This window comes from Paenibacillus camerounensis, from assembly GCF_000723885.1.
Lineage (GTDB): Bacteria > Bacillota > Bacilli > Paenibacillales > Paenibacillaceae > Paenibacillus_AQ > Paenibacillus_AQ camerounensis.
In genome coordinates this window covers 1-15065 of the sequence record NZ_CCDG010000050.1, presented here as the reverse complement: position 1 = coordinate 15065, position 15065 = coordinate 1, and the positions used below count along the sequence as shown (strand labels likewise).

Here is a 15065-nt window from a genome sequence, read left to right as displayed (position 1 = left end):
CGGGAGGGATAGGATTGAAGGGGAGAAGAGTAAGCCTGGCCGCACTGATCCTGTCTATGCTGCTTCTTATAACCGGCTGCGCCAGCGGAACGGCGCATATGACAGTGAAGAGGAACGGAAGCCTGGAGCTGGCCTTCAGCATGCTGCTGAGTTCCAGAGCGGAGTCTCTGGCCGGCGGCAAGCTGGAGGAGGTGCTGAGGGACAGGCTGGCGGACGCAGGTATAGAATTGGACAAGAGCCAAAGCGGTAAATCAACCGAATATAAGTTCCTGAAGACCTACAAGTCGTTTGAGGAGCTGCAGAAGAATGCCGGCAGCCTGGATATTATAGATACTGAGGTTACTCAAAAGGATAATTGGCTGTATACCCGATACGAGGTTACGGCCCAGCCGAAGCTGAATGCTTATACCGATGAGATCATTGACGGCATCGGCAGCCTTAATGTGCCGGAATCGCTGGTCCGTCTGCTGCTGCAGAATCTGGCGGTGAATTTCAAATTAACGCTGCCGTACAACTTATACGGTCCTAACAATGCAGATGCCCGGGAAGGGAACTCCCTGACCTGGCGTATCACCATGGCCGATACCGAGCCGGTTCAGCTGGTGGTCTACGTGCCGCAGGTACAGAATATTGCCGTCGCCGGCGGGGGACTGGTGCTGGTGGCCGGCGCAGCGGCGGTCTGGCTTGTTCGTTCGAGGAGAAGCAGGCAGATGAAGCAGTAGATATATAACATTATTAATTAATAGCCGCCGGCATCAGCATCCTCTGCTGAACTTCCGGCGGCTTTGCTCTGCCCGGGTTAATAATCATCCGGCACAGCCCGGGGACGGGAGGAAGCATTATCGCGGTATTGGCCGGGAGTCATGCCCTCCTGTTTGCGGAAGGAGCGGATGAAGTTCTGTGAATTGTTATATCTCAATCGGGCGGCGATATCCTTAATCGGCATATCGGTTTCCTCCAGCCATTTTTTGGCCATCTTGAAGCGGTACATCGCCAGATATTCACTGAAATAATACTGCGTCTCCTTACGGAAGACGCTGCTGATATAATTGGCGTTATAATGCAGGCGCGAAGCGCATTCCTCCAGCGTCAGGTCCTTATCGTAATCATGCTGCACGATATCAATGATTTTCTCCGAAATATTATGATACTGCGCATTCTGCCGGCTATGGAAAACCCGGATCATCGGCAGAATGACAATACTCCAGAACCAGTCCTCAATTTCAGCAACGATATGCAGATCGGTCAGCTCCTCGAACAGCGAGCCGTTCACATGGTAGATCTGATTGAGGCTGATCCCTGATTCCTGCATCATAATCAGGATGTTGCCCAGCAGGCGGTGCAGCGGAATCTGATATTCCTGCGGCGAGAGTCCGAGCTTGAAAATGCAGCCGAACAGCTTATGCAGCAGCTCCTTGGCTTTATCCGTATCGGCCAGCTTAATGGCATCCATCAGGTCATTTTCAGTATGCACCGGATAGTTAAGGTTGAGATAATGATTGCCTGAGTTGATATGCTCGTACTGGATGATAATGCCTTTACCAAGCGTGATCCGGTATTTCAGCGCTTCAAGGCTCTCCTTGTAGGCGGTTGGCAGCTTGTCGGTATTATGGAAGGGCAGACTGAGGCCGATGCTCACCTGCAGCTTCAGGTAGCTGTTAATCTCCTGCTGCAGATTCTCCGTCAGCGCATAGAGCGTACGGTGAAAGGCCTCGGCACTGCCTTCTGTGCTCCCGATCAGCGTTACCACGGCATGGTCGATTATAACAGGAGCGAGCCTTTCTCCCGGCGGCACCAGCTCTTCAACCATATTATGGGCGGCGAACAGCAGCAGATGGAGATCCTTTTTGTCATAGCTGCTTTCGGAGGAGTAGTCGATACTGAGGGTAATGACGGCCATGGTTCTCCATTCCTCAATGATAGGCCTGTACCCGTATTGCTCCAGCTCTTCGAGCAGCTCGCGGTTCTTGATGCTGCCCTGAAAGGCTTTGGTCAGGAAGAAAGTGCGGACCTGCCGGATATGCTGGCTCAGCTCCTTCTCCAGCTGCGACTTGGACTGGAACAGATGATGCATCTGCTCGCCTATCGACTGGAATTCATCGGCAAAACGGGTCTTGATTCCCGGTCTGCGCAGCCCCATCTGATTAAGCAGCCGCTGTATCGGAGAATACATCCGCCGCGAGCCGAGCCAGGCAGTCAGGACGGACAGCAGCAGCATGCAGGCGCAGATCAGCAGGGTGTACGTTCCGATTTTGGAGGACTCCTTGGTCAGGCCCTTAATGGAGGTGACTGACAGATAAGTCCAGCCGTTCAGCTGCGAGCGCAGGTAGGTTGCAGAATAATCCTGCTTGCCGATCACCGTCTTGAATTGGCCTGCAGACTCGCTCATGCCCGTTACGAGCGAAAAATCATTGAAGCCCCCCGCAGTAGCCGGCCTGCCAATCAGCTCTTTATCGGGATGCAGCAGAATGCGGCCGAATTCATCCAGTACAATGATGCTGTCCAGCGGATCAATCTCCGAGTTAATGAAGTCCTGCAGGCTGCAGGCCGGAATATTGGCGAGCGCCAGCCCGTATTTTTGCAGCTTGTTGGTTGGCAGCTTCTTGATCAGACTGATGCTGTAATCGCAGCCGGTGACATTGACGCTCTCCTCGCTGTAGAACAGGGAGGAAGGGTTCAGCACCCATGAGGTCGAATCACGCACATTCATCAGGTTGGCCAGCTGCTCATAATTCTGGTATTCGTTCAGGCGGTACAGGCCGGAATTTTTGATCATCCAGTTCTCGCGCTGGTTCAGCAGAATGACATCCTCCAGCTTCGTGTCAAAGGACTGCATATTGCGGATCTCGGTTCTCAGCTCGTTATATAAAATGAAATCGGTTACATTTAAAGGGTTATTCAATGCTTTTTTGAGCACTGAGGAGTTAACCACCTGATTCAAAGTCTGATTGACAGTAGTCAGCTTATGCTCTACATTTGAGTTAATTTGTAAAATGAGTTCCATTTTGCTTTTGTTAACATTTTTTTGAATTTCATTGGAGGATGTGAGATAAGAGAATGATCCGATAAACAATACCGGAATCGTGCTGATCACAAAGGTAAACAGCGTTAGCTTGCTCAGAAAGCTTAAGTGTTTCACAGCATTCAACACCTTTTCTTTATTAGAAACAGTCTGCTTTAAGTGTATGCATCATGGAGGATAATAACAATAATCATCTGGTGCCGCAATAATCATTTTCTCTAATAATGACTTACGTTAGAATAATATTCAATAATTGGCAGTTATTAATACATATATAGCTTATGAGGAGGATGCAGGAATGTTCGGAAGACTCGTACGGAGTTCAGTAGTCCGGTATTGCTGTCTGCTTGCTTTGCTCCCGTTAACAGTATTAAGCGCATGCAGTGATACGGATTCCGATCAGCCCAATCAGGCCCTGCCGCCGATCTCTATTCTCGCTCCGCTGCATTTTCCGCAGCAGCCGTCTAAAGAGATTGTGAGTGAGATTGAGCAGCGGACGGGAGTGAAGCTGGATATAACCTGGGTACCTGAAGGGATCTATAGTGATAAAATGAACACGGCGCTGACAACGAATTCGCTCGTTAAGGTCACTTTTGTCAAATTTACGGATTATAATCTGGTTAAAAATGCGGTCCGCTCCAACGCCTTCTGGGAGATCGGTCCTTATCTTAAGGAATTCCCGAATCTGAAGCAGCTGGACCCGGCGATTCTCGGCCAGACTGCGGTGGACGGCAAGATTTATGGCCTGTATACAGAGCGTCCCTCCTCCAGGCAGGGGATTATTATCCGCCAGGATTGGCTGGATCAGCTGCAGCTGGACAAACCGCAGAATCTGGAAGAGCTGTACGAAGTGATGAAGCAGTTCACCTATAATGATCCCGACGGCGACGGGAAGCAGGATACAATCGGGCTGGTGGACCGCAACGACCTTGTCTACGGCGTGTTCAAAACATTAAGCTCTTACTTTGGCACACCGAACAACTGGAAGCTGGAGAACGGGCAGTTCATTCCGGAGTTCGATACGCCCGAGTATATGGACACAATGAATTTCATGCACAAATTATATGAAGAAAAATTAATTAACCGGGACTTTGCCCTGACCAGCAAGGAGGTACAGCGTGATAAGTTTATCCGCGGCACAGCCGGGATTTTTATCGGCAGCATGACGGATGTACAGCGGCTGTCGATTGAAGCCCAGGCCATTAATCCGCAGGCGGAGCTTACGCTCATTAACCGGATCGAAGGCCCTGACGGATACAGGGTATGGTCGATCCCCAATTACAACGGATTGTACCTGTTCTCCAAAAAAGCGATTGCGAATGAGGATGAGCTGAAGGAGGTCCTGCGCTTTTTTGACCGGAGCATGGATAAGGATGTAGCCAATCTGATGAAGTACGGCATCGAAGGCCGCCACTATAAGCTGGAGAACGGCAAGGTCATCCTGCCGGAGGAAACCTCGCAGCTGCGGGTCAATGAGGTTAATCCGCTCTACTCCCTGATGATTGCTGATATCAGCAACAAGAACATTCTGGAAGTCGTGCAGAAAGAGCAGCTGACCGCCATGGCCGAGCAGCTCAGCCGCGATAATGAGCAGTTTGTTGTGGACGATCCGACGCTGACGCTCAGCTCCCCGACCTATGATGAGAAGAACGTCGAGCTGTCGACGATTATTACCGATGCCACCTATAATTATATCCTCGGTAATATGAATGCGGCAGAGTTCAATGCGGAAGTGGAGAAATGGAAATCAAGCGGCGGCAGCCTGATCATGCAGGAATATGCGGAGGCGCTGGCCAAGGCGGGGAGTGGCGGGTAAAGGGCAGTAATCGAATAGGCTCTAGTGCGTGTCTGAAAACCCGCTGCACTCGTAATCTTCAGACACGCTCTACACACAATTTTCAATTCGTGATCAAATTATTTTTTTCGAGCCATTCACTTTCGTTCCAAATATTGGGTCTATTGATAATCTGCCGTTCTCCTCTTGCAAATGAATCATAGCTATCTTTTCCACTGGAATACCAATCCACAATAACTAAGTTTCCATTTAAACTTTGTATTAGAAATTCGGTAGGTTCAGCAAAGCTTCCTATCTCCTTGTTTACACTTGCAACTAATTTTAAATAGAAGAAGTCACCTTCATTATTAAACTCCACCTGCTCAACACCAATATCGAGACCTGTGACTGCATTATCTGTGAGTTTGTTCTTGAGGAATAAATGATGCTGGGAAGTGATTTTTTGTTGCATATTTTGCTTCAGGTTCTTGTTATCGAAGTAAGAATCCAAATGAATATCAGAGCCGTTCCATATTGCCTTGTAGTAATCGGATAGAGCAGTCACGCACATGGCATAAGCGGTTTCAAAGTCCCATAGAGATAGGCCGTCCTTATCTTTTGCCAAAAAATCGGATGTCGTTGAAGGTTTGACTTTAGTAATGGCTGAATGCTCTGTTTTTTGGGCTTCTTTGCCGATAACTGAAACAGGGATTTCAGGTTCATAGACATTCGTGGTAAAATTATTACATGCGCTTAGAGTAAATAAGAGTACTAATAACAAAATAAGACGCTTCATCCCTTCTCCCCCCTCCCAAAAGTGTCTCTTCGGCCAGGATAAAATCTTCAGCCTTGTGGTTATTATTATAGCTATTTTTTCCAGATGATCCAATAACCAAAGCTGCGATAATACAATCCTGTTAGTTTCGTAGTAATGAGCTTCCAGAAGGCCCTAGTTTGCAGGTGCTCCGGCTGGACTATAATAGTAGAGACAGGAGGATGAATATTCCATGAAAAAATCAGTCTTACTGACTGCCGGGTTAGCGGTAATCATTGCGGCAGGAGCATTTTTTTACGCAGGAAACGGCAGCCGGGACGATGCCAACTCTGGCACAGCCTTAGATGCAACCGCACTAAAACAGCTGGTGCAGGATTACAGCAGCCGCACGCTGACGGCAGAATCGGCATCCATTTCCTCCACACAGCTTGTTGTGCAAGAAACAGATGGTAAATCCGCCACCTATAGCTTGCCGGAGGACGAGTTCTTTGTCTCCATCGCCCCCTATGTGACTAAGACGCATCCGTGCGCCACACATAGCCTGACCGGCTGCCAGGGAGAAATGCCGGCCCAGGATTTCAGCGTATCGGTCCAGGATGCCGCGGGCAATCAGGTTATGGATAAGCAGACCGTACAATCCCAGCCTAACGGCTTCATTGATTTATGGCTGCCGCGGGATAAGACTTATAATGTAACGATCGAACAGGACGGCAAACAAGCAGTGTCCGAAATTTCTACCTTTGAGCAGAATGATACGTGTGTGACTACGATGCAGTTGGGGTGAGGGTTGGGCCAAGCTTGGAAGTAACATTAAAGATCAGCAGAGCAAGAATGCTCTCCTACGGGAGTATTCTTGCTCTGTTTTTTTTGTATTCAGGACAGGGTAAGTGCTGATGAACTAAGGAAGCTATTATGGAGGTGTTGTGCGCTATTGTTGAGAAGATACCTTGCCCTTACTTTCACCCGGATAAGGGGAGAGGAAGTCCCGCCAGGCAGGCGGGAGCAGCGGAGGGGAAGTTTGGAACTGCAGGAGCGATAGCGTCCGCCTAAAAGCTTTCCGTAGGAAAGCTGGCATCGGAAGCATATGCTGTCTGCAGATTTCTACCGCGGCGAGCGGTTTGAAATGGAGAAATCCAAACCTAACAGCGGCCGGAAGTCCAAACATTCCCCGCAGCAGCGAATAGCGCCACCGGATTAGCCTTTGCTTCATCTGCTTTTGTTTTAGCATCATCGGCTTCCCCGCACATTTCCCCGCCGCAAATCCAAGCGGCGGCTAACTCTGTCCCTCCCTTCACCCGGATAAGGTGAGAGGAAACTCCCGGGCAGGCGGGAGCAGCGGAGGGGAAGTTTGGAACTGTAGGAGCGATAGCGTCCGCCTTTAGGTTTGGATTTCTACCGCGAAAAGCGGTTTGAAATGAGGAAATCTAAACCTAACAGCGGCCGGAAGTCCAAATATTCCCCGCAGCAGCGAATAGCGCCACCCGAATTAGTCTTTGCCTCATCGCCCACCCCCACGCTTTTAACCAACGCATCCTTCCTCTCACCTTATCCATCCCCATCACCCGATAATCATTTCCCCAGACTCCCCTCCGAAAGCCCCCATAATGAGTAAATGATTGTTTTCGTAACCTGTACAGGGCTGTAGTGTGAGGCATGTAACCAATTACAAGCCAAACGGAGGTCAAACAGGTATGACGAAAAAATCCTTCACCCTGCTTCTCAGCTCACTGCTGACATTCAGTATGCTGACGGCAGCGTGCGGCAACAGTAACAACGGTAATGAAGCGGCGGCTACTAAAGATCCAGGCACAAGCGGCGGAAACACAACTACGACCGCAACTAAAGAACCGGCACCTGAGCCGGAGAAGCCGACAGAAATCAAAATCATGCTTCCATTAAACACAGCGGAAACCCCGCCGGATACGATCAAAACAGAGCTGGAGAAGCTGACCAATACGAAGCTGACCTACCAGTTCTTCCCGGCCGATACTTATGAAGAAAAGCTGAACTCCTCTTTCGCTACAGGCTCACTGCCGCAGGTAACGTACCTGAAGAACCAGACCACGTTCGTGCAGATGAGAGAAGCGATCAAGGACGGGCAGTTCTGGGAGATCGGGCCCTACCTAAGCGAATTCCCGAACCTCAACAAGCTGAAGCCGGAAATCCTGAACAACACCAAGGTGGACGGCAAGCTCTACTCGCTGTACATCGGACGCCCGCTGGCCCGTCAGGGTATCATCTACCGCAAGGACTGGGCGGATAAGCTCGGCCTGCAGGCTCCGGCTAACCTGGATGAGCTGTTCGCAATGGCCCAGGCTTTTACTGAGAAGGACCCGGACGGCAATGGTAAAAAGGACACCATCGGACTCGTGGACCGCAACGAGCTGGTATACGGCGCCTATAAAACGGTCTCTGCCTGGTTCGGCACACCGAACACCTGGGGTGAGAAGGACGGCCAGCTGGCACCGGATTTCACCTTCCCGCAATACATCGATACTATGGATTTCTTCAAAAAGCTGCGTGACGGCGGTTATATGAACAAAGACTTTGCAGCTACAAGTAAGACAGATGCGGTAAATATGTTTGTCAGCGGCAAAGCCGGCCTGTACATCGGCGGTTCGATGCAGGATATCGACACCCTGAACAAGGATCTGATCAAAAACTTCCCGGATGCCGTGCTCGATACACATAGTATGGTTGCCGGACCAGACGGAAAGTTCGCACAGTGGATGATTCCGGGCTATAACAACGTAGTGCTGTTCCCGAAATCTGCGGTTAAGGATGAAGCTGAACTGAAATTAATCCTTGGTTTCTTTGACAAGATGATGACCCCTGAAGTAGCCAATCTGATGTACTGGGGTATCGAGGGTACTCACTATACGGTTGAAGACGGCAAGGCTAAGCCTACAGATAACAAGGAACTGATCGAGCGTGAGGTTAAGGGCTACAAGGACAGTGTAATCGGTGAGGCTGAAACCAACGGCATGTACCTGAGCTATAACGTGCTGCCTGGCCGTATCCATGCGGAAGAGCTGATTCTTGAGAATGTGAAGGTAGGTGTTGCTGACCCTACGGCTGCCCTGGATTCTGCCACTTATACGTCGAAGGGCGTAGAGCTGCAGCAGATCATTACGGATGCCACCTACAACTATATTTATGGCCAGCTGGACAAAGCAGGCTTTGAGAAAGAAGTGGAATCGTGGAAGAGCCGCGGAGGCTCGGCCATCATTGATGAATATAACGCTGTCTATAAAAAATAAGATGCAGCTCCCTGGCACCGCTTTACGGTAATCCGGAGTATGGAAGACTGGCGAGGCCGAGCCGCTTCGCCAGCCTTCTTTTTAAAGATAAGATATTGAAACAGAAAGGGAGAGAACTATGCAGGATGTTACCGCTCAGCCCGGTGCAGCTTCACCGCTGGAGCCCAAAATCTATACAAGCAGCAGTGAGCTCAAAAAGCGGCTGTGGAGAAACAAATATCTGTACGTCATGCTGATACCGGGTATATTGTTTTTTGTTCTATTTAAATATTTGCCGATGTACGGCCTGATCATTTCCTTTCAGGATTATAAGCCATACCAGGGAATTACGGGCAGTGAATGGGTCGGGTTGGAACATTTTAAACGCCTGTTCACCGAGCCGGATTTTATGAAGATTCTCGGCAATACGCTCATTTTGTTCGGCATGAATATTCTGCTTTATTTTCCGGTGCCGATCATATTGGCCCTGATGCTGAATGAGCTTAGAGGCACATTTTTCAAAAGATTCTTCCAGACACTGGTTTATCTGCCCCACTTTATGTCCTGGGTTATCATCGTCTCGATCACCTACGTTATGGTTACGATGGACGGCGGGATTATTAACGAGCTGCTGAGTTATTTTGGCTTCGAGCAGGTGAACTTCCTGCTGAATCCGGGCTGGTTCCGGCCGATGTATATCCTTCAGATTATCTGGAGAGAAGCAGGCTGGGGTACGATTATTTATCTGGCTTCGATCGCTGCGATTGACCCCGGGCTGTATGAAGCTGCACGCATGGATGGAGCGGGACGGATACGGCAGATCTGGCATATCACGCTTCCGGCTATCCGGAGTGTCATCATTACCCTGCTTATTCTGAAAATTGGTTCCGTACTGGATCTTGGCTTCGAGCATGTCTATCTGATGCTGAACTCCATGAACCGGAATGTTGCGGAAATTATCGATACGTATGTCTATACCGCAGGACTAAGACAAGGACAGTTCAGTTACAGTACGGCCATCGGATTCTTTAAATCCATTATTGGCCTCATTATGGTCATGTCCGTCAATAAGCTGTCCAAAAAAATGGGCGAAGAAGGCGTTTATTAAGTGAAATGAGAGACTGCGGGAGGAATAGAAGATGGTAGAGGACAGATCGCTGGGCGGCAGGATTTTTGCCGCTGTTAACTTTACGCTGCTGGCGCTGATTGCGCTCATTACCGTGCTGCCGTTTGTGCATGTGGTGGCGGGCTCTTTTACGACAAGTGCGGAGATTGCGGCGAGCAAATTTGTACTGATTCCGAAGGTGTGGAGTCTGGAGGCTTATAAATTTATTTTTTCAACGGATACAATCTTCAAAGCAATGGGAGTCTCGATTGGCGTTACGCTGATTGGTACATTGTTCAGTATGTTTATCACGGCACTGATGGCTTACGGGCTCTCCAGAAGAGATCTCGACGGACGCAATGTGGTTAACTTTCTGGTCGTGTTCACGATGCTGTTCCACGGCGGGATGATTCCAACGTTCCTGGTGGTAAAAGAGCTGGGGCTGATCGATTCCTATGCGGCGCTTATCCTGCCGTCGGCGATCAGTGCGTTCAATATGATCATTCTCAAAAACTTTTTCCAGAACATCCCGGAAGGCTTAGAGGAATCTGCCAAAATCGACGGCTGTAACGACTTCGGCATCCTGTTCCGGATCGTGCTGCCGCTGTCGATGCCGGCAATTGCTACGATTTCCCTGTTCTACGCGGTGACCTACTGGAACACTTATATGAGTGCAATTCTGTATCTGGATGACAGCGCCAAATGGCCGATTCAGGTTCTGCTGCGGCAGATCGTTGTCCTGGCCAGCGGAATGGATCACAGCGCTACACTTGATGCGGCTGTTCCGCCGCCGGACCAGTCGATTAAAATGGCTGTTATCGTGGTAGCGACCCTGCCGATTCTGATGGTATATCCGTTCCTGCAGAAGCATTTTGCCAAAGGGGCTATGCTCGGTTCAATGAAGGGTTAGGGAAAGGAGGTTAAGGAATGATAGGCAGTCTGCCGGCAACACCAATAGAATGGGCGCGCAAGGCCTGTGATTCATTAATGGATACTTACCGGGCGGGAGAGCTTCCTCCCGCTCACCGCTGGCACTACCATCAGGGCGTATTTCTGTGCGGAATGGAGCTGCTGTGGTCTGCTTCGGGTGAAGAACATTATCTGACTTACATTCAGGAGTATGTGGACGATCTGGTGGATGAGCACGGTAATCTGTATTTTGCCCGCGACGAGCTGGATGCGGTTCAGGCAGGGCTGCTGCTGTTCACGCTGCATGAGCGGACCGGTCTTGCGAAGTACAAGACTGCCGCGGATAAGCTGCGGAGTCTGCTGCGGACGGTCAACCGGACAGCCGAGGGCGGTTACTGGCACAAAGACAAATATCCTTATCAGATGTGGCTTGACGGCCTGTACATGGCCGGGGTGTTCTCGCTGAAATATGCGGATGCCTACGGCGAGCCGGAGCTGCGCCAGGCAGTGCTGCACCAGGAGCGGCTGATGCGCAAGTATATGAAGGATGAAGCAACAGGGCTCCTGTATCATGCCTGGGATGAGAGCAGACGCATGCCTTGGGCCAATCCGGAGACCGGCTGCTCTCCCGAGTTCTGGAGCCGTTCGCTCGGCTGGTACGGGCTAGCATTGTCGCAGTTTTTTACGCTGCTGCCGGAAGGGGAGCCGGGGCGGGCAGAGCTTGCCGCTGCACTGGGAGAATTCGTGCAGGCGCTGATCCGCTACCAGGACAAGGAGAGCGGGCTCTGGTATCAGGTAGTCGATAAAGGGGATGAGCCGGATAACTGGCTGGAGACCTCCGGTTCATGCCTGTTCGTGTATACTATCGCCAAGGCCGTGAAGCTGGGCCTGACGCCGGATGCGGCAGAGGCTGCCGCTGCCGCCCGTAAAGGCTATGAAGGCCTTATTGGAGTGCTGCAGGAGGATGAGCAGGGAAGACTGATTCTGCCGGACATCTGCATCGGCACCTCGGCAGGGGATTACGAGAATTATGTAACCCGTCCGAAAGTAAGCAATGACCTTCACGGCGTTGGGGCGCTGGTGATGGCTTGTGTGGAGATGGAATCCTTGTACGGGGTGACGGATGCGGCGGCTGGCGGTATGAAGTGAAAATCTTGAATTGAAAAGAAACAAAGCCATCAGCGGCCGGAAGTCCAAACTTTTTTTGGATTTCCGGCCAGATCTTTAATAGTGATATCACAAACTGTGCGAATGAAGGAAAGGGGAGAGAGAAGTTGTATAATATTGAGGATTTTGGGGCGCGGCGGGACAGCGGTACGGCGGCGACTGAAGCTATCGCCGCTGCGGTTGCAGCCGCCAGCCGGGCTGGAGGAGGGACGGTCTATGTTCCCGCAGGAACCTTCCATACCGGAGCTGTACGGCTTAGCAGCAACATTGAGCTGCATCTGAGTCCCGGATCAGCGCTGAGCTTCAGCACCGATCCGGCGGACTACCCGGCGGTGGAAGCCCGCTGGGAAGGTGTCGGACGCCAGGTGCATTCCCCCTGCATCTACGCAGAGGATGCGGTGAATATATCCATTACCGGGAGCGGAACGCTGCAGGGAAATGGAGCTCCCTGGTGGAGCAGGTTCCGGGAGCATCCCGAGGAGCTGGAATATCCACGGCCGACGCTGATCGGCCTGAACCGTTGCAGCCGGGTAACGGTGAAGGATGTGACCCTGCTCAATTCACCGAGCTGGACGGTCAATCCGATTGTCTGCAGCAATGTGACGATCGACAATATCTACATTCTGAATCCGGCGGATTCGCCGAATACAGACGGCATTAATCCCGAGTCCTGCTCAGGAGTGCGGATCAGCAACTGTCATATTGATGTAGGTGATGACTGCATCGCCATTAAGGCCGGGACGGAGGATACAGCGGAGCGCAGCCCCTGTGAGAACATTTCAATAACGAACTGCACTATGGTGCACGGGCACGGGGCCGTTGTGCTGGGCAGTGAAATGAGCGGGGATATCCGCAATGTAACGATCAGCAACTGTGTATTCAAGGAGACAGACCGCGGCATCCGCATGAAGTCACGGCGCGGGCGCGGCGGAATCATTGAGGATATCCGGGTCAGTAATATCGTGATGGAGGGCGTAATCTGTCCGTTCACGATGAACCTGTACTATTTCTGCGGGCCCAGAGGGAAAGAGAAGTATGTCTGGGACAAACAGCCTTATCCGGTGACGGCGGAGACGCCGTGCTTCCGGAGGATACATTTTGCCAATATTACCGCCCGTAATGTTCATGCTGCTGCAGGCTTTCTGTATGGGCTGGCCGAGCAATATGTCTCGGAAATCAGCTTCACTGACGTCGATATTTCCATGGCTGAGGATGCTGTTCCAGGGCAGCCCGATATGATGGCTGGCCTTGCGGATATGAACAAGCGCGGTTTTTTCCTCGGCAACGTACGGGATGTACGCTTTCAGCAAGTGACGGTCGCGAACCACGAAGGGCCTGCATTTTATATCGAGAATGGTGAGGATGTAGAGGTGCTGAACTGCCGCTCCCGCAACACAGCCAAACCGGAAAAGCTGGTTGAGCAGGTGGAGGTAGTACCGGCGGAGATCTGAATGAATTAAGAAGCTGAAGCGGTATTTTATATGGACTGTGGCCGGGTGCGGCCACGGTCTTTTTTTTGCTGGAGCGAACCGCTAAGACAGGCTGATGGGCTAACAGTTTTGGAGGATACGCAGAGGATGGGGAGAAAATGGGTAATATAAGCTATAGCTGCTAAGTAAGGATATAGCCCGTTGATATTCAGTAAAAAGGAGGAAGACGATCCCTTTGCATTATTGAGTTCTTTCACATATAATTAGTACCAAGTACTAATACCAGATACTATTTCAATAAACTATTATGAGGTGATCGAAAATGAAGGGTGCAAAAATTACAGCCATCGGTTCCTATGTCCCGGCGCGTAAGTTGACCAATCATGATTTGGAGCAGATGGTAGAAACCAATGATGAGTGGATTGTCCAGCGGACGGGTATCCGTGAGCGCAGAATCAGCCGGGAGGATGAGTATACCAGCGATTTGTGTATTGCCGCTGTCCGGAATCTGCTGACCCGTTACGGAAAATCTGCAGCGGACATAGATATGGTGATTGTAGCAACCAGCACGGCGGATTTTTCTTTCCCCTCAGTAGCCTCTATTATTCAGCACCGTCTCGGTATCCCGCTTACAGCAGGGGCAGTTGACTTGAGCGCGGCCTGTGCAGGTTTTGTGTATGGACTGCATACTGCCCATGCCTACGTAGCTTCGGGACTGCACCGTAAAGTGCTGGTTGTCGGAGCGGATACACTCTCCAAAATTACCGATTACAGTGACCGCAGCACCTGCATCCTGTTCGGTGACGGGGCCGGGGCAGTGCTTGTAGAAGCAGATGAGCAGCAGGACCGCTTCCTCGGCTATCATCTCGGCAGTGACGGCGGCGGTGCGCATCATGTCTACCGGACCGGACTGTCGCATTCAGTGAATGGTGTAGATCTGGGCGATTCAGGCAAGCTGGTGCAAAATGGCCGTGAGGTGTTCAAATGGGCAGTCCGGACGGTTCCGCATGGTGTTCAGCAGGTGCTGGAGCATGCCGGTGCAACCCTCGAACAGGTAGACTGGTTCGTTCCGCACAGCGCCAATCTGCGGATCATTGAACCGGTCTGTGAACGGTTGAACTATCCGCTGGAGCAGGCGTTGTATAGCCTGGAGTATTTCGGCAATACTTCTGCCGCAAGTATTCCGCTTGCACTTGATCTCGGTATCCGTGAAGGAAAGGTGCATAGCGGCCAGCGTGTTCTGCTCTACGGCTTCGGCGCCGGACTGGCGCATGCCGGTATTCTGACGGAGCTGCAACTGGATGAACAGGTGGCTCCGCCGGATGTTTTGTAGCGTATAGTCAGCTTGTCAGTTAAGCAGCTTACAAGCCCGGCCGGATAGTCCCTTGCTATATTTTACACAAAATATACAAGGGGCCGCAGGCCTTCATCACACCTGGCTCCCTGCACCAGTATGAAGGATGTGCTGGGTGTCCGGGGGAGAGGCTTAATAGATAATTAAGCTGTTAAAGCTTCACATTTAATATGTGATCCATGTTCCGACTACCTGAGCAATATATTTCGGATCCCGCCAGCGGAGTCCCGCCACCCCCAATCTAATACTCGCGTCCCGCCACTGAGTTACTTCTCCATGGTCCGCACTTG

11 protein-coding genes are annotated in these 15065 nt (G+C 51.1%); 9 read left to right on the top strand and 2 right to left on the bottom strand.

All coding sequences use genetic code 11. The features are described 5' to 3' along the window. The first annotated feature begins 14 nt into the window (after positions 1-14). On the top strand, positions 15-722 hold the full coding sequence (locus tag BN3772_RS18805) for a hypothetical protein (protein WP_042201360.1): 708 nt from the start codon (positions 15-17) through the stop codon (positions 720-722). A gap of 77 nt (positions 723-799) precedes the next feature. Here the strand turns inward: BN3772_RS18805 and BN3772_RS18800 are convergent, their stop codons facing one another. Continuing rightward, entirely contained in the window at positions 800-3139 is a 2340-nt protein-coding gene (locus BN3772_RS18800; RefSeq protein ID WP_042201358.1) for a helix-turn-helix domain-containing protein, read from the bottom strand. A 181-nt stretch (positions 3140-3320) separates the two neighbouring features. Between BN3772_RS18800 and BN3772_RS18795 the strand changes: the two genes are divergently transcribed. Continuing rightward, positions 3321-4838 carry an extracellular solute-binding protein gene (locus BN3772_RS18795; RefSeq protein WP_042201357.1) on the top strand — a complete coding sequence of 506 codons (1518 nt, stop codon included), beginning with the start codon at positions 3321-3323 and terminating at the stop codon, positions 4836-4838. A gap of 82 nt (positions 4839-4920) precedes the next feature. Here BN3772_RS18795 and BN3772_RS18790 read toward each other — a convergent pair whose 3' ends face one another. Continuing rightward, positions 4921-5592, bottom strand: coding sequence for a lipoprotein (locus BN3772_RS18790; protein WP_042201355.1), 672 nt, complete (start codon positions 5590-5592; stop codon positions 4921-4923). 211 nt (positions 5593-5803) lie between these two features. On the opposite strand from BN3772_RS18790, the gene BN3772_RS18785 reads away from it, so the two are divergent. The 7 genes from BN3772_RS18785 to BN3772_RS18750 all read left to right on the top strand — a co-directional run bounded on the left by BN3772_RS18785 (position 5804) and on the right by BN3772_RS18750 (position 14754). Next, on the top strand, positions 5804-6355 hold the full coding sequence (locus BN3772_RS18785; RefSeq protein ID WP_042201354.1) for a CueP family metal-binding protein: 552 nt from the start codon (positions 5804-5806) through the stop codon (positions 6353-6355). Positions 6356-7262: 907 nt separating this feature from the next. After that, positions 7263-8831, top strand: a complete 1569-nt coding sequence (locus BN3772_RS18775; RefSeq protein ID WP_042201352.1) for an extracellular solute-binding protein — start codon at positions 7263-7265, stop codon at positions 8829-8831. Positions 8832-8949: 118 nt separating this feature from the next. Further along, complete coding sequence (locus tag BN3772_RS18770; protein WP_042201351.1) at positions 8950-9918, top strand: ABC transporter permease; 969 nt, start codon at positions 8950-8952, stop codon at positions 9916-9918. 31 nt (positions 9919-9949) lie between these two features. Further along, positions 9950-10825, top strand: coding sequence for a carbohydrate ABC transporter permease (locus BN3772_RS18765; RefSeq protein ID WP_042180543.1), 876 nt, complete (start codon positions 9950-9952; stop codon positions 10823-10825). A 17-nt stretch (positions 10826-10842) separates the two neighbouring features. After that, complete coding sequence (locus BN3772_RS18760) at positions 10843-11973, top strand: glycoside hydrolase family 88/105 protein (RefSeq protein ID WP_042201350.1); 1131 nt, start codon at positions 10843-10845, stop codon at positions 11971-11973. A 125-nt stretch (positions 11974-12098) separates the two neighbouring features. Further along, on the top strand, positions 12099-13442 hold the full coding sequence (locus tag BN3772_RS18755) for a glycoside hydrolase family 28 protein (protein WP_086074650.1): 1344 nt from the start codon (positions 12099-12101) through the stop codon (positions 13440-13442). Between the two features lie 301 nt (positions 13443-13743). Continuing rightward, on the top strand, positions 13744-14754 hold the full coding sequence (locus BN3772_RS18750) for a ketoacyl-ACP synthase III (RefSeq protein WP_042201348.1): 1011 nt from the start codon (positions 13744-13746) through the stop codon (positions 14752-14754). The last annotated feature ends 311 nt before the right edge of the window (positions 14755-15065 follow it).

Bases quoted from the DNA above. Each gene is read 5' to 3' on its own strand.
- BN3772_RS18760 (WP_042201350.1), top strand. From the start codon at position 10,843: ATGATAGGCAGTCTGCCGGCAACACCAATAGAATGGGCGCGCAAGGCC.
- BN3772_RS18790 (WP_042201355.1), bottom strand. From the start codon at position 5,592: ATGAAGCGTCTTATTTTGTTATTAGTACTCTTATTTACTCTAAGCGCA.
- BN3772_RS18750 (WP_042201348.1), top strand. From the start codon at position 13,744: ATGAAGGGTGCAAAAATTACAGCCATCGGTTCCTATGTCCCGGCGCGT.
- BN3772_RS18795 (WP_042201357.1), top strand. From the start codon at position 3,321: ATGTTCGGAAGACTCGTACGGAGTTCAGTAGTCCGGTATTGCTGTCTG.
- BN3772_RS18770 (WP_042201351.1), top strand. From the start codon at position 8,950: ATGCAGGATGTTACCGCTCAGCCCGGTGCAGCTTCACCGCTGGAGCCC.
- BN3772_RS18765 (WP_042180543.1), top strand. From the start codon at position 9,950: ATGGTAGAGGACAGATCGCTGGGCGGCAGGATTTTTGCCGCTGTTAAC.
- BN3772_RS18775 (WP_042201352.1), top strand. From the start codon at position 7,263: ATGACGAAAAAATCCTTCACCCTGCTTCTCAGCTCACTGCTGACATTC.
- BN3772_RS18785 (WP_042201354.1), top strand. From the start codon at position 5,804: ATGAAAAAATCAGTCTTACTGACTGCCGGGTTAGCGGTAATCATTGCG.